Source organism: Qipengyuania xiapuensis, assembly GCF_019711395.1.
GTDB classification, from domain to species: Bacteria; Pseudomonadota; Alphaproteobacteria; order Sphingomonadales; family Sphingomonadaceae; genus Qipengyuania; species Qipengyuania xiapuensis.
The window spans coordinates 349,734-370,540 of sequence record NZ_JAIGNL010000001.1; the positions used below are offsets into that span (position 1 = coordinate 349,734).

The 20,807-nt window shown below is 64.8% G+C and carries 16 protein-coding genes; 10 read left to right on the top strand and 6 right to left on the bottom strand.

Translation table 11 applies throughout. The annotated features are described in order from the left end of the window. Position 1: 1 nt before the first annotated feature. Both K3163_RS01790 and K3163_RS01795 read right to left on the bottom strand, forming a co-directional pair. Positions 2 to 307: an alkylphosphonate utilization protein gene (locus K3163_RS01790; RefSeq protein WP_221551431.1), complete on the bottom strand. Its 306-nt coding sequence runs from the start codon at positions 305 to 307 to the stop codon at positions 2 to 4. Then, positions 304 to 1,473, bottom strand: coding sequence for an isovaleryl-CoA dehydrogenase (locus K3163_RS01795; protein ID WP_282098275.1), 1,170 nt, complete (start codon positions 1,471 to 1,473; stop codon positions 304 to 306). The genes K3163_RS01790 and K3163_RS01795 overlap by 4 nt, the downstream gene beginning before the upstream one ends. A gap of 173 nt (positions 1,474 to 1,646) precedes the next feature. Here K3163_RS01795 and K3163_RS01800 point away from each other — a divergent pair, with 173 nt between their 5' ends. From K3163_RS01800 to K3163_RS01815, 4 genes are all read left to right on the top strand, one after another. After that, complete coding sequence (locus K3163_RS01800) at positions 1,647 to 3,173, top strand: PAS domain-containing protein (RefSeq protein ID WP_247712433.1); 1,527 nt, start codon at positions 1,647 to 1,649, stop codon at positions 3,171 to 3,173. Positions 3,174 to 3,245: 72 nt separating this feature from the next. Then, a complete protein-coding gene (locus K3163_RS01805) occupies positions 3,246 to 3,716 on the top strand; it encodes a hypothetical protein (protein WP_221551458.1) in 471 nt (156 codons plus the stop codon). Positions 3,717 to 3,721: 5 nt separating this feature from the next. After that, positions 3,722 to 4,480, top strand: a complete 759-nt coding sequence (locus tag K3163_RS01810) for an ATP-binding cassette domain-containing protein (protein WP_221551460.1) — start codon at positions 3,722 to 3,724, stop codon at positions 4,478 to 4,480. Beyond that, entirely contained in the window at positions 4,477 to 6,015 is a 1,539-nt protein-coding gene (locus K3163_RS01815; protein WP_221551463.1) for an ABC transporter permease/substrate-binding protein, read from the top strand. The genes K3163_RS01810 and K3163_RS01815 overlap by 4 nt, the downstream gene beginning before the upstream one ends. A gap of 1 nt (position 6,016) precedes the next feature. On the opposite strand, the gene K3163_RS01820 is transcribed toward K3163_RS01815, so the two are convergent. The 3 genes from K3163_RS01820 to lgt all read right to left on the bottom strand — a co-directional run bounded on the left by K3163_RS01820 (position 6,017) and on the right by lgt (position 8,424). Next, complete coding sequence (locus tag K3163_RS01820; protein WP_345719498.1) at positions 6,017 to 6,430, bottom strand: DUF2147 domain-containing protein; 414 nt, start codon at positions 6,428 to 6,430, stop codon at positions 6,017 to 6,019. 63 nt (positions 6,431 to 6,493) lie between these two features. After that, complete coding sequence (locus K3163_RS01825; protein WP_221551465.1) at positions 6,494 to 7,549, bottom strand: class I SAM-dependent methyltransferase; 1,056 nt, start codon at positions 7,547 to 7,549, stop codon at positions 6,494 to 6,496. Then, the gene (lgt, locus tag K3163_RS01830; protein WP_221551467.1) at positions 7,546 to 8,424 is read right to left on the bottom strand and encodes a prolipoprotein diacylglyceryl transferase; all 879 of its coding nucleotides are present in this window, start codon (positions 8,422 to 8,424) and stop codon (positions 7,546 to 7,548) included. The genes K3163_RS01825 and lgt overlap by 4 nt, the downstream gene beginning before the upstream one ends. Before the next feature lie 178 nt (positions 8,425 to 8,602). Between lgt and K3163_RS01835 the strand changes: the two genes are divergently transcribed. The 3 genes from K3163_RS01835 to K3163_RS01845 all read left to right on the top strand — a co-directional run bounded on the left by K3163_RS01835 (position 8,603) and on the right by K3163_RS01845 (position 15,469). Then, positions 8,603 to 10,297: a class I adenylate-forming enzyme family protein gene (locus K3163_RS01835; protein WP_221551477.1), complete on the top strand. Its 1,695-nt coding sequence runs from the start codon at positions 8,603 to 8,605 to the stop codon at positions 10,295 to 10,297. Next, entirely contained in the window at positions 10,294 to 13,053 is a 2,760-nt protein-coding gene (locus tag K3163_RS01840) for a [protein-PII] uridylyltransferase (protein ID WP_221551479.1), read from the top strand. Before K3163_RS01835 ends, K3163_RS01840 begins: the two co-directional genes overlap by 4 nt. 85 nt (positions 13,054 to 13,138) lie before the next feature. Then, a complete protein-coding gene (locus K3163_RS01845; protein WP_221551481.1) occupies positions 13,139 to 15,469 on the top strand; it encodes a TonB-dependent receptor in 2,331 nt (776 codons plus the stop codon). A 102-nt stretch (positions 15,470 to 15,571) separates the two neighbouring features. Here the strand turns inward: K3163_RS01845 and K3163_RS01850 are convergent, their stop codons facing one another. Beyond that, positions 15,572 to 16,237: a YggS family pyridoxal phosphate-dependent enzyme gene (locus K3163_RS01850; protein WP_221551489.1), complete on the bottom strand. Its 666-nt coding sequence runs from the start codon at positions 16,235 to 16,237 to the stop codon at positions 15,572 to 15,574. 22 nt (positions 16,238 to 16,259) lie between these two features. On the opposite strand from K3163_RS01850, the gene K3163_RS01855 reads away from it, so the two are divergent. The 3 genes from K3163_RS01855 to K3163_RS01865 are packed head-to-tail and all read left to right on the top strand — an operon-like array spanning position 16,260 to position 20,735. Further along, complete coding sequence (locus K3163_RS01855) at positions 16,260 to 16,787, top strand: thiamine phosphate synthase (protein ID WP_345719687.1); 528 nt, start codon at positions 16,260 to 16,262, stop codon at positions 16,785 to 16,787. Between the two features lie 57 nt (positions 16,788 to 16,844). After that, positions 16,845 to 19,178, top strand: coding sequence for a DNA translocase FtsK (locus K3163_RS01860; protein ID WP_221551491.1), 2,334 nt, complete (start codon positions 16,845 to 16,847; stop codon positions 19,176 to 19,178). A gap of 9 nt (positions 19,179 to 19,187) precedes the next feature. Then, positions 19,188 to 20,735, top strand: coding sequence for a DUF389 domain-containing protein (locus K3163_RS01865; RefSeq protein ID WP_221551493.1), 1,548 nt, complete (start codon positions 19,188 to 19,190; stop codon positions 20,733 to 20,735). The last annotated feature ends 72 nt before the right edge of the window (positions 20,736 to 20,807 follow it).

Consider the following 20,807-nt stretch of genomic DNA (forward strand, 5'->3'; position numbering starts at 1 on the left):
CCTAGCGTTTCTTCACGAATTCGGCACGCAGGACGAGGCCCTTGATGCCGGGATATTTGCAGTCGATTTCCTGGGCGTCGCCGGTCAGCCGGATCGACTTGATCAGCGTCCCCTGCTTGAGCGTCTGGCCCGCGCCCTTGACCTCGAGGTCCTTGATCAGCGTGACCTGGTCACCGTCCTCCAGCAGGTTGCCGACCGCATCGCGAACTTTGACGCGTTCGGCCGCTGCCTGTTTGGCCGCCAATTCGGATGCGGGCATCCACTCGCCGCTTTCCTCGTCGTAGACGTAGTCCTCGTCGCCGCTCATCCGGCAGCGCCGATCAGCTCGCGACCGATCAGCATGCGGCGGATTTCGTTCGTGCCGGCACCGATGTCGAGCAGCTTGGCATCGCGCATGTAGCGTTCGACCGGCCAGTCGAGCGTGTAGCCTGCACCGCCCAGCGCCTGAACGCTTTCGGCGGCCACGCGGAAGGCGTTTTCCGAGGCCAGCAGGATCGCGCCTGCCGCGTCGAAGCGGGTGGTCTTATTCGCATCGCAGCTCTTGGCGACTGCATAGGTGTAGGCGCGGGCCGATTGCAGCGCGACATACATGTCGGCGACCTTGGCCTGCATCAGCTGGAAGCTGCCGATGGGCTTTCCAAACTGCTTGCGCTCGCGAAGATAGGGGATGACCGTGTCGAGGCACGCCTGCATCACGCCGAGCTGGAGCCCGGCGAGCACCACGCGCTCGTAATCGAGGCCGCTCATCAGAACGCCGACGCCGCCGTTTTCGGGGCCCATCACGTTCTCTTCGGGAACGAAGCAATCGTCGAACACCAGCTCTGCCGTGGGCGAGCCGCGCATGCCGACCTTCTCGATCTTCTGGCCGATCGAGAAGCCTTCGAAATCCTTCTCGATGAGGAAGGTGGTGATGCCGCGGCTGGCGGCCTCGGGTGCGGTCTTGGCATAGACTACCAGCGTGTCCGCATAAGGCGCGTTGGTGATCCAGAACTTGGTGCCGTTGAGCAGGTATCCGCCCTGGACCGCTTCGGCCTTGGTGCGCATCGAGACGACGTCCGAACCGGCGCTCGCCTCGCTCATGGCAAGGCTGCCGACATGTTCGCCGCTGATCAGCTTGGGCAGGTATTTCGCCTTCTGCTCTTCATTGCCCCAGCGGGCGATCTGGTTGACGCAAAGGTTGGAGTGCGCGCCGTAGGAAAGGCCAATCGAAGCGCTCGCGCGGCTGACTTCCTCGACCGCGATGACATGTTCGAGATAGCCGAGGCCGAGGCCGCCGTCCTCTTCGGGGACGGTGATGCCGTGCAGGCCCAGCTCGCCCATTGCGGGCCACAGCTTGGCCTTGGGGAACCAGTCTTCACGGTCGACCTTCTCGGCGAGCGGGGCAATCTGTTCGTCGGCGAAGCGCGAAACGCTTTCGCGGATCATGTCGGCACTTTCGCCGAGCTGGAAATCGAAATCGGGGGTGGCGCGCAATTCTCTCTCCTTGGGCGGGTGCGGCCCGCCAGCAAATTCTTCGCCGCGCGATAGCCGAGGTGAACGACGCGTGCAAACCTATGAAAGCGCGCAGAGAATTGAGCTTTTGCGCGAAAGTGAAAGCCGTTGAAACTCCGTGGTTTATGGCTAAAGTGCCGCCGCAAATTATGGATATGGTAAAATCCAAGGGGTCCACTTGGCCGATCGGCGAAGGGCCCTCGCAGCAATTCTGCGGCGAGGAAGAGCGCCTCTCCGTGCTCGCGAGCTACGGCGGTACCGAGCTGGTCGGTGACGCGGAATTGCGGGGAATCGCCGAATTCGCCGCGAAACTTTGTGCAACGCCCATGGCCATGGTGACCTTCGTCGAGAAGGATCACCAGCGCTTCCTCGCACGCACCGGACTCGAGGCCGAGACGACGCCGCGCCGCACCAGCTTCTGTGCCCATGCCATGCTCGGCAGCGAGCCGATGGTCATACCCGATGCGCGCGAGGACGAGCGTTTCGCGAACAACCCGCTGGTTACCGGCGAGCCCAATATCTGCTTCTATGCCGGCCACCCGCTCATCTCTGCGGAAGGCGCACCGCTCGGTGCGCTGTGCGTAATCGATAGCGAGCCGCGCAGCGAAGGCTTGAGCGATCTCCAGCAGGAGGGCCTTGCGGTGCTTGCGCAGGCCGTGATGCGGCGGCTGGGCCAGCGGCGCCTGGGCCGACATGTCAATGCGACGCTCCGGCAACAGGAACAAGAACTGCGCCAGATGATCGACAGCGTGCCCGGCATTGCCTGGCGGTCGGACGACAAGGGCAATTTCTCCCACGTCAATGCACGCTGGCAGGAACTCACCGGCCTCGAGCCTCCGAAAACGACGGAGGACTGGCGCCCGGTGATTCATCCTGAAGACTGGGAGCAGACGCTGAGCCTTTTCCTGCAGGCGCTCGAGCAGGGCACCCTCTTCGAGGCCGAGTGGCGGCTGAAGCACACCGACGGGTCCTACCGCTGGGTCCAGGCGCGCGCAGTGCCGATCGTCGAGGAAGGCCAGCCTGTCAGCTGGTTCGGCACGGTCACCGATGTCGACAAGGCGCACCGTATCTCCGAGTCTCGCGACCTTCTGGCGCGCGAACTCTCGCACCGGATCAAGAACATCTTCGCGGTCGTCTCCGGCCTGATCGCGATCCGCTCGCGCGGACGCGAGGAAGTGGAAGGCTTCGCGAAGGAGCTGACCGACACGATCCGCGCGTTGGGCACAGCGCATGATTACGTGCGCCCGATGAGCGAGCGCCGCGGCGAAACGCTGTCGGGCCTGCTCACCGACCTCCTCGCGCCCTACGACCCCAAGGGCGGCGAACGCTTCACGATTACCGGCCCCGGGGTGAAGATCGGCGCACGCGCGGCCACGCCGCTGGCACTCATTTTCCACGAGCTTGCGACCAATTCGGCAAAGTACGGCGCCTTGTCCTGCGCAGAAGGTCATGTCGCGGTTACGGTCACCGACGACGGCGAAGCCGACGGCAGGATCCGTGTGACCTGGGAAGAGCGCGCATCGCCATGTGGGCCCGGTGCCCAGCAGGAAACCGAAGGGTTCGGCTCGCGGCTGTTGCGGATGGCGGTCGAGAGCCAGCTCAACGGCAGCTTCGAGCGCAGCTATTCGGACGACGGCCTCGATGTTCGTATCGTGTTGCCGCACAAGAGCATTGCCGACTGACGGGCCGCCGCATTGCCCCGCGGCAAATGACTGCCTAGGGTCGCTGCGAAACTTGCGGGAGGGCCCATCGCGATGCGACCTACATCCATACTGATCCTCGCCAGCCTCCTTGTTATCGGCTGTGCCCCGGCTGCGGAGGATGAGGCGCCGCAGGAGACCTCCGAGACGCCCGACGGTAGCGGCACGGCGACTGCATCACCCGCCCCTCCCGACAGTCTTTCGGGCACCGCATGGCGGGCCGATGCCGAGGATGGCGCGCGTTTCGTAACCTATCTCGACGAGGACGGAAGCTACCGGGACCTGCGCAACGGCGATCCCTACCAGCAGGGCGAATGGACCTATGCCGAAGGCGCACGCGGCAAGATGCTGTGCTTCCTTCCCGAAGACGAGGCAGGAATCGAGACCTGCTGGGAGCCGGGCAAGCGCGAGGATGACACGATGATCGTTACCGGTCCCGAAGGGCGGCGCGTCGAATTGACCAGCGTTGCTTATGAGCCGCCCGCAGAAGACGCCGAGGCCGAAGAGGAGGCTGGCGAGCAATAAGCGCCATGCCCGATCCGATCCTGTCATTTCGCGGCGTGTCGAAAGCCTATGGCACGACCCGCGCCATCGATACGCTGGACCTCGACATCGAGGCCGGGAGCTTCGTTGCGCTGGTCGGCGCCTCGGGCTCGGGCAAGTCGACACTGCTGAAGACGGTCAACCGGCTGGTCGAACCCACTATAGGCGAGGTGCTTTTCGAAGGCGAGAATGTGGCCGGCCTTCCGCAACCCGCGCTCCGGCGGCGGATTGGCTATGTCTTCCAGTCAATCGGCCTGTTTCCGCACATGAGCGTTGCGGAAAATATCGCGATCGGCCCCCGGCTCGGCGCGGAGCGCCTTCCCGCCTCGCGCATCGCCGAACTGCTTGCATGGGTCGAGCTGGAAGAGAGCATGGCAGACCGCATGCCGGACGAGCTTTCGGGTGGCCAGCGCCAGCGCGTCGGGGTCGCACGCGCGCTTGCCGCGGAGCCGCACCTGCTGCTGATGGACGAGCCCTTCGGCGCGCTCGATCCCGTCACCCGCGACGCGCTGGGCGAACGCGTCCGCAAGCTGCATGACGAGCTCGGCCTGACCACGGTCATGGTCACACACGACATGGCCGAAGCCCTGCTCCTCGCCGACCGGGTGCTGGTGATGGATGCCGGGCGGATCGTTGCCGACGAAGTGCCGGCGGCACTGCTGGCAGGCAATGGCGGCGAGATTGCACAGGCGCTGGTCGCGGTCCCGCGCCACCAGGCCGAGCGGTTGGCGGAGCTTTCGCAGTGAACGGGCTCTGGGATGCACTCGCGGGCCTCGGCGACCAGCTTGCCGCGCATGTGCTGCTCTCGGCGGCCGCACTGGCGCTCGGCATCGTGGTCGCGCTTCCGCTGGCCGTCTGGGCAAGCCGGTCGGAAAGGGTCGCGCGCGCCTCGCTCGCCTTTGCCAGCCTCGTCCAGACAATCCCGGCGCTGGCACTGCTGGCGCTCTTCTTCCCGATCCTTCTGAGCCTTCGCGCCGTGTTCGGCGAAGGGCTGCCGACGCTCGGCTTCCTGCCCGCCTTGCTGGCACTTGCACTCTATGCGCTGCTCCCGATCCTGAGGAACGCGGTGACCGCGCAGGCCAATCTCGATCCCGGCGTGATCGAGGCGGCCGAAGGGGTGGGAATGAACTTCCGCCAGCGGCTGATGCTGGTCGAGGCACCGCTCGCTGCGCCCTATATCATGGCGGGCATCCGCACCGCGGCGGTCTGGACGATCGGTGCGGCGACGCTGGCGACCACGATCGGACAGAAGAGCCTCGGCGATCCGATCTTTGCCGGACTGCAGACGCAGAACTGGGTGCTGGTGCTTGCCGGTTGCATCGCGAGCGCGGGGCTGGCCTTGCTGGCCGATACGCTGCTCGGCGCGATCGAGCGGGGTTTCCGCGAGCGGCGCAGAGGGCTCTGGCTGGGAGGTTTTGTGGCGGTCGCGCTGGGCGTCGGCGCAGCTTTGTTCGCGCAATTCGGCGGCGGGGACGATGAAGACCGCGTGGTCATCGGCGCCAAGGGTTTCTCCGAGCAATATGTCCTAGCGCGCCTGATCGGCCAGCGACTCGAGGCAGAAGGTTTCGCGGTCGAATATCGCGACGGGCTCGGCTCGGCAGTGGCGCACAGCGCGGCGGCGAGCGGTGAGGTCGATGTCTATGTCGATTACACCGGCACGATCTGGACCAACCAGATGAAGCGCGAGGACAATCCGCCGCGCGATACGATGTATGACGAGATCGTCAGCTGGGAGACCGAAAACACCGGCATCCGCGTGCTAGGGCGGCTGGGGTTCGAGAATGCATACGGCTTTGCCGTTCCTGCCGATGTCTCGCGGATGCGCGGGATCGAGAGCATCGAGGATCTCGCCAATGTCGCGCCAGAACTGACCGTGGGCGGCGATCCCGAATTTTTCGAGCGGCCCGAATGGATCGCGGTGCGCGACGCCTATGGCCTGCGCTTTGCCGAACAGCGCAATTTCTCGCCCACCTTCATGTACAACGCGCTGCAGTCAGGCGAGGCGGACGTGATCGGCGCCTATACTTCCGACGGACGGATCGAAGCGGACAACCTGTTCATCCTCGCCGACCCGCGCGGGGCATTTCCCAATTACGATGCGGTCCTCTTGTTGAGCCCGGAAGCTTCGCGTGACGAGGCGCTGGTGTCGGCGCTCCTGCCGCTGGTCGATGCGATCGATGTGGAGGCGATGCGCGAGGCCAACTACGCGGTCGACCGTGAAGAAGAGAAGCTGTCCTTCGACGAGGCTGCACGGCTCCTCGCAGAGCGTGCGGGGCTCTAGCTCAGCGGGCGCGTTTCCAGGTCTGGGTCTGGCAGAAGGGCCCGATGCAGCCCTTCACTTCGAGCGTCGTCGCGTTGATCCGGCGGATCACAGACCGGTATGTTTTGCCGCTCTTGGGGTCGTAGATCCGGCCACGCCAGAGATCGTCTTCTTCGACGAAGCCGGTCAGCACCGGCATGCCGAGCAGTTTGCGTGTCCGCAGCTGCGGATCGCGGTTGTTGATGTCGCGCTGGTCGGCGCCCTGCGGAGGCGGGACGAGGAAGCGGCTGATCCGACCGCACACGGTCCTGCCGCAGTCGCCAATGGTGATGACCGCGTCCTTTTCCGCGGTAACCCAGCGTCCCTCGACCGGTGCCGCTGCAGCCAGCGGGGCGGCCATGAAGACGGCAGCAAGGGTGATCAGGCGTTTCATCATCACTAACCTTCCTTCGTGCCGCAGCCATGCGGAGTTACAGCTGTGCCCCGACTTTCCTGAACCTCAGCCGAAGCCGGCGCCGCGCGCTGCGTGGCGCGGCGTGATCGCCATGACCTTGAACAGGGCGCCCATGGCATCGACGCCGATGAGCCGGTCATGCGCCGTCTTGAGTTCAGCAGCACGTTCGGGGCTGCGCTGTGCGAGTGCCTGCATTCTCAGGCCGAGGCCCATGGCGGTCAGCCAGTCGCCTTGCGTGGCGGTATCTACCGCGAGGCCGGCACGCGCTGCGATCTGCGCAAGGATGCCGAAATCGACCAGCGCGGTGAGGTCCATCTCGCCGGGCGCATCGAACACACCCACCTTCTCGTGCGCGCGCACCGCCTGCAGCGTTTCGCCCGGCCTGCTTTCGAGATAGCCGTAGTCGATGAACAGCGCTGCGCCGCCCTGCACGTCGATCCGGCGGGCGATCTCCTCGATCGTGGCGGCTGCACCCGGGCACGTCTCGATGACCGTGCCGACGGCTTGCGCGCGAAGCTCCTCCGGGACCGCGTCGTCCATCGCGTTGGGGCCGGCACCGAAAACGAAATCCTCCCCGTCGAGAGCAACCAGCCGCTCGCGCCAACCGCGTGTCGTCATGACCAGCTGGCGGATCGGCAGAGCATCGAGGAACTCGTTGGCGACGAGGTAGAGCGGCTGGTCCTCGGGCAGGGTCGCGATGGAATCGTGGAACTGCGCTTCGCCGAGGGCGGAGCCCTGCGCCTCGCGCAGCGCCTGCGACCCCTCGACGAGATGGACCGGCGGGCGCAGGCCCTGGCTCGACATCGCCCGCAGCGCATCGCGCGCCAGTGTGCCGCGTCCCGGACCGAGCTCGACATAGGCGGCATCCGGCTTGGCCGAGCGCGTCCAGATATCGGCGAACCACAGGCCGATCATCTCGCCGAACATCTGGCTGATCTCGGGCGCAGTGGTGAAATCGCCCGCCTGCCCCAGCGGGTCGCGGCTGTCGTAATAGAGCGCGTTGCTTTCGCCCATGTAGCGCGACACGGGCATCGGCCCGTGCCGCTGGATCAGGCGCCGGAAACGGCTGGCGAGGTCGCTGGCGGCCTCGTCTTCGCTCATGCCGCTTGCGGCTTGGGTGCGGTTTTGCCGCCGCCCACGGGCGGGCGGAGCAGCGAATAGATCACCACGATCACGCCGACCGCGATCATCGGGATCGAAAGCCACTGGCCCTGGCTGAGGCCGGTCTCGACCACGCGGTGCGCCAGATGCGCATCTGGCTCGCGGAAGAACTCGTTGACGAAGCGGCCGACGCCCATGCCCACGGTGAACAGCCCGACCAGCAGTCCGGCGCGGTAGCGCGCACGCGTCTGCCAGAAGAGTGCGATCAGGAGCACGCCGAGCAGCAGGCCCTCGAGGCCGGCCTGGTAGAGCTGGCTCGGGTGGCGGGCGATATCGCCGCCGCCGGGGAAGACCATCGCCCATGCCACGTCGCTCTCGACCGGGCGGCCATAAAGCTCGCCGTTGATGAAGTTGGCGATGCGGCCGAGCATGTAGGCAAGCGGCACGTTGACCGCGATGTAGTCACACACGCGCAGCCAGTTGAGATTGCCGCGCCAGGCGACCCAGCTGATGGCGATCAAGACGCCGATCACCCCGCCGTGGAAGCTCATCCCCCCATTCCAGAGCTGGAACAGTTCGATCCCGCCGAAGAGTTCGGGCTGGTAGAATGCCGCATAGCCGAGCCGGCCGCCGAGGATGACGCCGAGCGTGCAGTAGAAGAACAGGTCGTCGGCATGGCGCTGGGCCATCGGCGCGCCGGGCGCCTTGATCATCTTGGAGAGGTGCCAATAGGCAAGCAGGATGCCGAGCAGGTAGGCGAGCGAATAATAGCGCAGCTGGAAGCTGCCGATCTCGAACAGATAGGGCCTGAGGCCCAGTTCCGCCCACTGGATCGGGTCCGAAGCAGCCGCGGTCGCAGCCAGTAGTGACAGCAAGGTTTTATCCCCTTAGAGAAAGCGCGAAGGCCGCCATGCGCGACCCGTTTCGGGGCGGCTTTTGGCATAGCAGGCGTTTTGGGGAAAGCCTGTGTCGCAAATCGCTCGCGGCGATCCATCGCCGGTGCGGACTGCGGCATTTGCCCGCGCGAGACTATGGAGAGGACAAGACAAGACCATGCCGACCGATCTCGACAAGGACATCCATCGTTTTACCGCCGCAGTGACTTCGCCCGGCCAGATGTTCGAGACTACCCCTATCGAACGCCGCGGTGTTGAAATGCCGGCATTCAAGAACGCGCCGCCCAGTCTCGCGCACTATTTCGCCCACTTCTGCAACGAGAAGAAGGACGAGCTCTTCCTCGTCGACGGCGATCTGCGGCTGACCTTCGGACAGGTCTATGGCGCGGCCGCCTGCGTTGCGCACGGGCTTGCAACCAAGCATGGCGTCAAGAAGGGCGACCGCGTCGGCATCGCGGCGCGCAACTCGGCCAACTGGATGATCGCCTACATGGGCACGCTGATGGCCGGTGGCTGCGCGACGCTGCTCAACGGCTGGTGGACCGGCGAGGAAATGGCCTACGGCATCAACCTGTGCGAATGCTCGCTGGTGCTTGCCGACGAACAGCGCGCAGCGCGCATCGAAGGCGAGGACATCAAGGCCGAGGTCGTCGTGTTCGACCACGGCGTTCCTTCCGAAGGCCTCGCGCCGATCTGGGGCGAGGGCGACACCGCCATGAAGATGCTCGGCGAAATCGGCCCGAGCGATCTTGCCACCATTCTCTATACCTCGGGTTCGACCGGCCACCCCAAGGGTGCCTATTCGGACCATCTCGGGGTCGTCTCGGGCGTGATGAACTATGTCGCGCAGACCGCGATGATCCTTGCCCTGATGACCGAGAGGGGCGAGGCGCCGACTGTCCAGCCCAGCGCGCTGGTTGCAGTGCCGCTGTTCCACGTGACCGGCGAGGTTCCGCTGTTCCTGCAGAGCTTCGCGATGGGCCGCAAGCTGGTGCTGATGCCCAAGTGGGATGCGGGCGAAGCGCTGCGCCTGCTCGATGCCGAGAAGGTGACCTATTTCGTCGGCGTACCGCTGATGAGCTATGAAATGGCGACGCACCCGGACAAGGACAAATTCGACCTGTCGCAATGCAAGAGCTTCGCCGCCGGTGGCTCCGCCCGTCCGCCAGAGCACGTGAAGAAGATCAAGGATGCCTTCCCCGAGGGCTTCCCGCTGCTGGGTTACGGGCTCACCGAAACCAATGCGGTAGGCTGCGGCAACTTGAACGAGAACTACATGGCCAAGCCAGGCTCGACCGGAATGCCCTCGAAGCCGCTGGTCGACCTCGCCATCCTCGACGACGATGGCAACAAGCTCGCGCAGGGCGAAGTCGGCGAGGTTTGCATCCGTTCGGTGGCCAACTTCCTCGGCTACTGGAAGAACGACGAGGCGACCGCTTCGGCCTATACCGATGATGCCTATTTCCGCACCGGCGACCTCGGTTATCTCGATGAGGACAACTACCTCTTCATCGTCGACCGCAAGAAGGACATCATCATCCGCGGCGGCGAGAACATCTCCTGCATCGAGGTGGAAGAGGCGATCTATGCGCATCCGGCAGTGGCCGAATGCTCGGTCTTCGGCCTGCCCGACGAACGCTTCGGCGAAGTCCCGGCGGCGGTCTACTACACGCATGAGGGCAAGGACCTCACGCCCGAAGATCTGCAGGCATTCCTGCGCGAGCATATCGCGCCCTTCAAGATCCCGGGCGTGCTGTGGAAGGCAGAGACCCAGCTGCCGCGCCTCGGCACACAAAAGGTCGACAAGCGTACCGTCAAGGCAACCTACGCCAAGGAATACGCCGCGAGTTGAGCCACGCACATATCCCTGACCAGCGCGCGATCATCGACAGGCGCAAGCTCGCCTCCGCTATCGAGGCGCTCGTCGGGGAGCATGGCGACAAGTCGCGACCGCATGTCGTTGCGGCGCTGAAGGAGGCGCTGGGCGCGGGCCGGGCCGAGATGGAGCGGCGGCTCGAGGCGCGGCCTTCCGCCGGCCACGCGGTGGCGGGGGGCTATTCCTTCCTCGTCGACCAGCTGGTCCGGGTCATTCACGAATATGTTACGCAGCACGTCTATCCCGCGGCCAACCGAAGCAGCGGAGAACGGCTCGCGGTCATGGCCGTGGGTGGATACGGGCGCAGCGAAATGGCGCCGCATTCGGATGTCGACATCGCCTTCCTCGTCGGCGAACGCCGCAACGCCTGGTGCGAACAGGTGGTGGAGGCGATGCTCTACCTGCTGTGGGACCTCGGCCTGAAGGTCGGCCATTCCACCCGCACGCTCGACGAGGCGATCCGGCTGGCGAAGGACGACCTCACGATCCGCACCGCTCTGCTAGAGGGGCGCTATGTCTGGGGCGACCGCGATCTCTACGACGAGGGCGAGCGGCGCTATACGCGTGAGGTCGTGCACGGCAACGAGCGCGCATTCCTCACGCAGAAGCTGGAAGAGCGCAACGCGCGGCACAAGCGGATGGGCGACAGCCGCTACGTGGTCGAACCCAATGTGAAGGACGGCAAGGGGGGCTTGCGCGATCTCCAGACGCTCTACTGGATCGGCAAGTTCATCCACCGCGTGTCGAGCGCCGCAGAGCTGGTCGACACCGGCCTCATGACGCATGTCGAATACCGCAGCTTCCGCCGCGCAGAACGCTTCCTGCTCGCGGTGCGCTGCCACATGCACATCATTACGGGCCGCGCCGAGGACCGGCTGACCTTCGATCTGCAGCGCCAGATCGCCGAGCGGATGAATTTCGCCGACCGCCCGGGCAAGAGCGCGGTCGAGCGGTTCATGCAGTTCTATTTCCTGCAGGCGAAGCGCGTGGGCAGCCTGACCGGTGTCTTCCTCGCACATATCGAAGATGACCTTGCCAAGAATGCCGCACGACGCGGTTTCTTTGCCGGTTTCCGCCCGCGGCCGCGGGACGTGAAAGGCTATCGCGTGTTCGGCGGCCGGATCGCCGCGCCTTCCGACGAATGGTTCCGGAAGGACCCGGTCCGGCTCGTCGAGATCTTCCAGGTGGCCGAGGCCGAGGAGCTGGAAATCCACCCCGAAACCATGCGTCAGGCCGATCGCGACGCGAAGCTGATCGACCAGGAGGTGCGCGAGGATCCGCGTGCCAATGCACTCTTCCTCGACCTGCTGTGCGGGCGCAACGATCCCGAAATGGTGCTGCGCTGGATGAACGAGGCGGGCGTCTTCGGCCGCTTCGTGCCCGATTTCGGCAAGGTCAATGCGCAGATGCAGTTCGACATGTACCACCACTACACGGTGGACGAGCACACGATCCGCGCGATCGGCTTGCTGAACAAGATCGAGAAGGGCGAACTGAAGGCCGACCACCCGCGCGCGACGCGGCTGATCCACAAGGTCAATTCGCGCCGCGTCGCCTATGTCGCGGCGCTGCTCCACGATATCGCCAAGGGCCGCGGCGGCGATCATTCGGTGCTCGGTGCGGAAGTCGCGGAAGAGCTTTGCCCTCGCTTCGGTCTGAGCGAGAGCGAGACTGAGCTGGTCTCTTGGCTTGTGCTCAACCACCTGTTGATGAGCCATACTGCGCAGAAGCGCGATCTCACCGATCCCAAGACGATCGAGGATTACGTCGCGCAGGTGCAGAGCGTCGAGCGCCTGCGCCATCTCGCGATCCTGACCGCAGTCGATATCCGCGCCGTAGGCCCCGGCACTTGGAACAGCTGGAAGGGCCAGCTGCTCGGCGAGCTATACGACAGTGCATCCGAACGCATGCGCCTCGGGCACATGCGTCACGGACGGGAAGAGAAAGTTGCCGCAAAGCGGGCCGAAGTCGCCGAACTGCTCGGCGAGAAAGCCGACCTCGTCGAACAGCTCGGCAAGACCTTCGGCGATGCCTACTGGATCGCCGAGCCGGTCGACATCATCGCGCTCAACCTCGTCCACTACGCCGCCGCGCGAGAGCTCGAACATGAGCTGTCCGTGCACTGCGAATATTACGAGGCGCGCGGTGCGACGCTTGTCACGGTGATCGCCGCCGACCACCCAGGTCTGTTTTACCGTATCGCAGGCGGAATCCATCTTGCGGGCGGCAACATCATCGATGCGCGCATCCATACCTCGCGCACCGGCTGGGCGATGGACAATTTCCTCGTCCAGGACCCCCACGGTGCCCCGTTCCGCGAGGAACAGCAGCTGCGCCGGATCGAGCAGAGCATCGCCGATGCGCTCGCCAACCGGATCGATCTCACGCCCAAACTCGCGCAGCGCCCGCTGCCTCACAGCCGCTCGAAAGCCTTCGACGTCTCGCCCCGCGTGGAGTTCGACAACAAGGCATCGAACCGTTTTACAGTGATCGAAGTCAACGCGCGTGACCGACCTGCACTCCTGAACCGGCTTGCAAGGGTACTTTTCGAAAATCGGCTCGTGGTCCACTCGGCGCATATTACCAACTATGGCGAGCGTGCGGTCGACACCTTCTATGTCACTGATCTGACAGGCGGAAAGATCGCCGAGGGTGAGCGTCTGAACCTGCTGGGTGCGCGCCTGGTCGAGGCCGCAGGTGATGCATTGCAGGCACGGTTGGAAGACGCCTGACAGCAGTTCGTGGTTTGAATGTTGCAGTTAGGTTGCAAATCGGCCACTGATTCTTGCGAGAGATTACCAACAGGAGAGAGTTCCCATGAGGACCACTACGCTATCGTTGCGCACGCTTGCCCTGCTCGGGGCAGGTTTCACGTTGCTCCCCCAGGCAGCGCTGGCACAGGATGCGGATGAAGACACCACGGTTCAGGCCGAGGAAGAGGCGCCCGAACAGCGCCGCGGAATCGATGCACTGAACGTGATCGTCGTCACCGGTACCAAGACGCAGAACCCCGAAGACGTGCAGGACGTGCCGCTCGCCGTCACCGCATTCAACTCGGAAAGCCTCGACGCGCTCAAGGTTCGTGAAATCCAGTCGCTGACCTATTCGGCACCGAACGTCTCGCTCGACCAGATCGGCACCAGCCGCGGTACGGCGAACTTCTCGATCCGCGGTCTCGGCATCAACTCCTCGATCCCCTCGATCGACCCGACCGTCGGCGTCTTCGTCGATGGCGTGTATCTCGGCTTCAACGGCGGCGTCGTGTTCGACGTCTTCGACCTCGACAGCGTGGAAATCCTGCGCGGTCCGCAGGGCGTGCTGTTCGGTCGCAACGTGACCGGCGGTGCCGTGCTGATCAACACCGGCAACCCGACCGAGGAATTCAGCGGCAAGGTCCGCGCTTCGGTCGACGGCCCGTGGCTCGACGGCGGTCGCGGCGGTTCGAACTACACCGTCAGCGGTGTCGTTTCGGGCCCGCTCGTTGAAGATACGCTGCTGTTCAAGCTCGGCGGCTACTACAACAAGGACGATGGCTACTTCACCAACCTCTTCGACGGTTCGAACCACGGCGAGGCTGAAACGAAGATCCTTCGCGGCGCGCTCGAAGGTCGTTTCGGCGACCTGATGATCCGCGGTAAGCTCGATTACTTCACCTCGGAAGGTGACGGTCCCTCGGGCCAGAACCGCGGCCTCTTCCGCCGTGACACTTTCGATTTCTCGATCGACTTCCCCGGCTTTTACGACAACGAGATCTGGACCGGTTCGGTCACCGCAGAACTCGACGTGGGCCCGGGTACGCTGACCAACATCTTCGGCTATCGTTCCTACGATGCCGTGACGGGCGGCGACATCGACTCGCTTCCCTTCTTCGGCTTCCATTCGGACACGCAGACCGAACAGGACCAGATTTCGAACGAGCTGCGCTATGCGGTTTCGGGCGACGGTTTCGACCTGACTGTCGGCGGCTTCTTCTTCGACCAGTCGATCGCCTACACCGAAATCCGCGACCTGCCGCCGCTCTCGCCGCTGACCTTCTACGGTGGCGGTTACCAGGACCACCAGGTTCTCGGCGCATTTGCCAACGGCCAGTTCTACCTGTCGGACGATTTTTCGATCATCGCAGGTCTCCGCTGGAGCCGCGAGGAAAAGGATGCTGGCGTAACCTACATCCGTCCGCGTCCCGAATGTTCGGTCGTCGACGGCACTTGCCCGACCTCGGGCACCAACCCCTTCATCCCGACCGAGAACAACGGCTTCACGGATGACAACAGCTGGTCCAACTGGTCGCCCAAGCTCGGCGTCCAGTACGAATTCAGCACCGGCCAGCTCTACGCTCACTGGACGCGTGGCTATCGTTCGGGTGGCTACAACTTCCGTATCACCAACGCGAACGTGTTCGAGAACGTCGTGGTCCCGGCAACGGGCGGCAACTTCTCGTTCGACGAAGAGAAGGTCGACAACTACGAGCTCGGCGGGAAATTCCAGTCGGTCGATGGCGACTTCACGCTCAATGCCGCGGTCTACCTGACCGACATTTCGGACATGCAGCGCGAAGTGAACCAGTCGAGCCCGACTGCCGGCGTCTCGCAGTTCATCCTCAACACGGCGGATGCCACGATCCTCGGCTTCGAGGCCGAAGGTCGCATGCGCGTGTCGGACGGCCTGCTGTTCACGGCCAACATCGGCATCATCGATGCCGAATACGACGATGTCGCGTTCGACATCTCGGGTGACGGCGTCATCAACGATGCCGATCTCGCCCTGTCGCTTCCGCGCGTTCCCCCGATCACATGGGGTGTCGGTGTAATCCACGAACTGCTGCTCGGCTCGGGCGCGATCACGACCCGCGTGAACTACCAGTTCCGCGACGAGTTCGCCTACACCGACAACAACTTCGGTTACATCCAGGACGCGCAGAACCTCGACGCCAACATCACCTGGGATACCCCGATGGAAGGCCTCAGCTTCTCGCTCTACGGCAAGAACCTGCTCGACCAGGTCCAGGCCGGCGGCGACACGCAGCTGCCCTTCGGCGGCCCGCTGAGCAACGGCGTGAACCGTCCGTTCGACTTCTTCCCCGCAGGCGGCACGCTGTCGCCGCTGTCGAAGGGTCGCCAGGTCGGCGTCGAAGCGATGTTCGAATTCTGATCGGACACGCTTGACCGGAAAAGAGAAGGGGCGCCGCGAGGCGCCCCTTTTTGTTTGCGCTATCGCTGCGCTGCCTCAGCGCCCGGAGGCGCCCCCTTTTCGTTACGAGGGACGTTCGCCGAACAATGCAGTGCCGACACGGACATGTGTCGCGCCGAGCATGATCGCGGTCTCGTAGTCGCCGCTCATACCCATGCTGCGTCCTTCCAGCCCGTGGTCGCGGGCAAGCTTGTCGAGCAATGCGAAGAACGGTGCAGGCTCGATATCGGCGGGAGGCAGGCACATGAGGCCGGCGAGCGGGATATCGGCATCGCGCGCCTGCTCGATCAGCGCGGGCACCTCCTTGACCGGGCAGCCGCCCTTCTGCGGCTCGTCGCCGACATCGACCTGGATGAAGCAGGGCACGCGCCTGCCGGTCTTGTCATAGGCCTTGGCCAGAGCCTTCACGAGGCTGGGGCGGTCGAGCGAATGGATGAAGTCGAACAACTGCGCGGCATCTTCCGCCTTGTTCGACTGGAGCTGTCCGACGAGGTGCAATTGCACGCCTGGATGGCGCTCGCGCAATTCGGGCCATTTCTCCTGCGCTTCCTGCACGCGGTTCTCGCCGAAATGGCGGTGGCCCTGGATCAGCAAGGGCTCGATCGTCTCCGCGCTATGCCGCTTGCTCACGGCAACAAGCGTGACATCGCCCGGATCGCGGCGGGCGCGCTTGCACGCCAATGCGATATTGCTGCGGACCTGTTCGAGCGGGGTATCTGCCTTTTCCATCGTGGCGCGCTATAGCGTAGCTGTGACAACGCGCCAGACCCTTCCCCTCCTGTGGCTGCTCTCGGACGAGCGTAATGACGCGCAGCTCGAAGCGGCGCTGGCTGGCCTGCCGCGCGGGTCGGGCTTCGTGTTCCGGCATTACCATCTCGCACCGGAAGAACGCCGCGCGCGTTTCGACCGGCTGGCAGTCATCGCTCGCGATCACGGGCACCTCGTCATCCTCTCGCGCGCCAGCGGGTGGGGAGAGGACGGCACCTACGGTCCGCCCGAATGTTTCGGCGAAGGGCTGAGGCTCGCCACGGCACATGACGGCGACGAGATCCGCCAAGCTGTGGAGGCAGGTGCCGACGGTATCTTCCTCTCGCCCGTCTTCCCGACCGCCTCGCACCCGGGCGGTGCGACGCTCGGCGCCTTCGGTTTCCACGTACTTGCACAGCAGTCCCCCGTGCCCGTCATCGCGCTCGGCGGCATGGATGCGCAGCGCGCTGCCGAGCTCGGCTGGCCGCGCTGGGGCGCGATCGACGGACTCGCTTCGACGAAGGTTGCTTGACGGCGGAGTCGTCGAGGATTCATACTGCGCGCCAAGACGGTAGAAGGGAAAATTCCAATGGCTACGCGCGCAGGCGCCAAACCCGACTGGCGGGCGGCTTTTCGCCGTTCGCTTCGCCGCGCGACGCATATGGCGGGTGCGGGCATTCTCTTCGTGCTGTTGCTGTTCCTTGCGCTGGCGCTCGTCAGCTACACGCAGACCGATCCGAGCCCCTCGACAGCGGCCGACGGCACCCGGATTTCCAACTGGATGGGCGCGAGCGGGGCCTGGGCTTCCGAGAGGGCCTATTTCCTGTTCGGCCTGCCTGCGTTGCTGCTCCTGCCGCTGCTCTGGATTTCCGCCCGCCGCCTGTGGACCGGTGTCGAGGACCCCGACGAAGAGGAAATGCCCGGCAAGTGGTGGAGCCCTTTCGCGCTTCTCATGCTGGCCATGCTGCTGCTCGGCACGGTCATCGCGCTGCTGTTCGAGGGTAGCCCCGGACCTTTCCCGGCAGGCGCTGGCGGCCTTGCAGGTTTGCTCGGCGCAGGCGGTGTAGAGGCGGTCGCGACGCGCTTCGGCGGGGACTTCTCCGGCTGGATCATCGGTGCGCTCGGGCTGGTTGCGCTAGGCGGAGGGCTGGGCCTCGTCACCAAGGTCTTCGCCATCGACTGGGCGCAGTTCTTCACGCTTCCCGACATGCTGCGGCGTAGCACGGAGAAATCCGAGATCGACCTGCCGCTACCGCCGAAGAAGCAGAAGCGCGCGAAAGCCGTGGTCGAGGATGATGACGATGAGTCCGTGCCTGCCCGCGAGCCGCGCCGGGCCCCTGAAATCGCCGATCCGGTCGCAGCGCCTGCACGCTCGCGCCCGGCCAAGGCCAAGCAGCGCGACATGTTCGCCAGCTACCAGCTGCCGAGCCACGAATTGCTGACCGACCAGCCCGAGAGCAATGCCCCGAAGCTCGACAAGATCGCGCTCGAACGCAATGCGCGCCTGCTCGAGAACGTGCTCGACGATTTCAACGTGAAGGGCGAGATCACCGCGGTACGCGCCGGCCCGGTCGTGACCATGTACGAACTCGAGCCCGCACCCGGCATCAAGGCGAGCCGCGTCGTGGGCCTTGCCGAAGACATCGCCCGCAACATGAGCGCGATCAGCGCGCGCGTCTCGCCGATCCCCGGCAAGACCGTGATCGGCATCGAGCTGCCCAATGCCGACCGCCAGATGGTCAGCTACAAGGAACTCGCGACTTCCGCGGCCTTCGTAGATCACAGGGGCAGCCTGCCGATGATACTCGGCAAGGATATCGCGGGCGAGCCGATCATCGCCGACCTTGCCGCCATGCCTCACCTGCTGGTGGCAGGTACCACCGGTTCGGGTAAGTCGGTGGGCCTCAACGCGATCCTGTTGTCGCTGCTCTACCGCTTCACGCCCGACGAGTGCCGCCTGATCCTGATCGATCCCAAGGTGCTCGAGCTCAAGACCTACGACGATATCCCACATCTCCTCAGCCCGGTGGTCACCGAACCTGCCAAGTCGGTCCGCGCATTGAAATGGGCGGTCGAGGAGATGGAAAAGCGCTACCGGATGATGAGCAGCGTGAATTCGCGCAACATCGCGGGCTTCAACGAGAAGGTTCGCAAGGCCGCGGAGAAGGGCAAGCCGCTCGGCCGCCGCGTGCAGACCGGTTTCGATCCGGAGACGGGCGAGGAGCTCTACGAGGAAGAGCAGCTCGACTACGAACCGCTGCCGCTGATCGTACTGATCGTGGACGAGCTTGCCGACCTCATGGTCACGGTCGGCAAGGAAATCGAGGTGCTGATCCAGCGCCTGTCGCAGAAATCGCGTGCCGCCGGCATCCACCTGATCATGGCGACGCAGCGCCCCTCTGTCGACGTCATCACGGGCGTCATCAAAGCGAACCTGCCGACCCGCATCAGCTTCAAGGTAACGAGCCGCATCGACAGCCGCACCATCCTCGGCGAGCAGGGCGCAGAGCAGCTCCTGGGCAAGGGCGACATGCTCTACAAGCCCAACACGGGCGCGATGGTGCGCGTGCACGGTCCCTTCGTGGGCGACGACGAGGTCGAACGCGTGGCCGATCACTGGCGCGCTCAGGGCAAGCCCGATTATGTCGATGCGGTCACCGAGGAGCCCGAGGACGGCGGCTTCAATTTCGAGGACGAGTTTACCGCCTCGGACAACCCTGACGAACGTAAATATCGCCAGGCCTGCCAGATCGTGATCGAGAACCAGAAGGCTTCGGGTTCGTGGCTCCAGCGCCAGATGGGCGTGGGCTACAACACCGCCGCTAAGTGGATCGAGCGGATGGAGGCCGAGGGGCTGGTCGGCCCTGCCAACCATGTCGGCCGCCGCGAAATTTTCCGCGACCAGGACGGAAATCCCATTTAGGGGAAACCGATGAATACGACGCCCGCAAGCGCCTCCGCCGACGAACAGCCCGAACGCGTGGCCCGCTGGGTCTATTCGCCCATCGGGCGCTCAATCGCTCCACTGCGCAGCTATTGGCGCAAGAATGTCGTGAGCGGTGTCGACCATCAGGCGGTGGTCGCCAAGGTGGCGCTCGAATGCCCTGCGACCGCGCGCTATTTCCTCATGGTGATGATGTCGGCCGGGATCGCGATCCTCGGCCTTCTCCTGTCCTCCGGCGCGGTGGTGATCGGCGCCATGCTCCTGTCGCCGCTGATGAGCCCGATCCTGGGCGTCGGTTTCGCGCTCGCGACGGGAAAACAGAAGTGGCTGAAAATCAGCGCGAGGTCGCTTGCGCTCGGGAGCGTTGCCGCAATCCTATTCGCAGCGCTCATCGTGCTGGTCTCGCCATTGCAGACCGTGACCGAGGAAATCGCCGCGCGTACGCGCCCCAACCTGCTCGACCTCATGGTCGCGCTGTTCTCCTCGATCGCCGGTTCCTACGCCATGATCCGCGGGCGCGAGGGCACCATCGTCGGCGTCGCCATCGCGACCGCCTTGATGCCGCCGCTGGCCGTGGTCGGCTTCGGTCTCGCGACGCTCAACTGGACGGTCTTCTTCGGCGCGCTCGGCCTGTTCATCACCAACTTCCTGACGATCGCGCTGACCGCCACGCTGATGGCGCGCCTCTACGGCTTCCGCACCTCGCTCTCGACGCGGCAGGGCTGGTTCCAGAACGTCGGCATCTTCGTGATCTTCGTCGCCATGGCGATCCCGCTCGGCCTGTCGCTGCGCTCGATCGCCTTCGAAGCCGGCGCGCAGCGTATCGTCACCACCGAAATCTCCAATGCCTTCCCCGAGGACGCGGAGATCGGCGAGACGAGCATCAACTGGGAAAGCGAACCCGTTCAGATCGGGGCGAACGTGTTCACGCCCGAATTCCGCACCGGGGCCGAGGCCGACCTCACGAAGCGTCTCACCCAGCGGCTCGGCCGCGAGGTGACGGTCTCGCTCGACCAGCTTCGCGTCAGCACCGATCCGGGCGCTGCGCAGCAGGCCGAACTGGCGCAGGCGCGCGTGGCCGAGCAGGCCGCGGCAACCGAACGGCAGGTGACGGCGATGATCGAACGCATGGCAGCTGCCGGCGGTGTCGCGCGCTCCGATGTCATGCTCGATCGCGACATGCGGCGCATTTCGGCGACCGCGAAGCCGCTGCCCGAACTGACCCTGCAGGGGTATCGCGAACTCGAGCGACGGGTTGCCGCCGCGACGCCGGGCTGGACCGCCGAGCTGCGTCCTCCGCTCCTGCAACTCCCCCGCGTAGCTACCAACGACGAGGGCGAGCCCACCGCTGAAGGGCTTGCGAGCATCGACCTCGCCATCTGGGCGGCAAGCCGGACCGGGGTCGAAGTGATGGTGATCGGCAATGCCGAGGAGGCCGCTGCGGTCGCAAGGGCGCTCGATGATGCGGACATCATAACGAGCATTACCACGGTTCCGGGTGCCGACGGCGTCGAGCTGGCCTGGAGCACGCTCTAGGCCGGCACGCCACACAATACCGGGAAATCGGACCTGCGGAGCTGCGACAAGCCTTGCGGGACGATGGTTGCA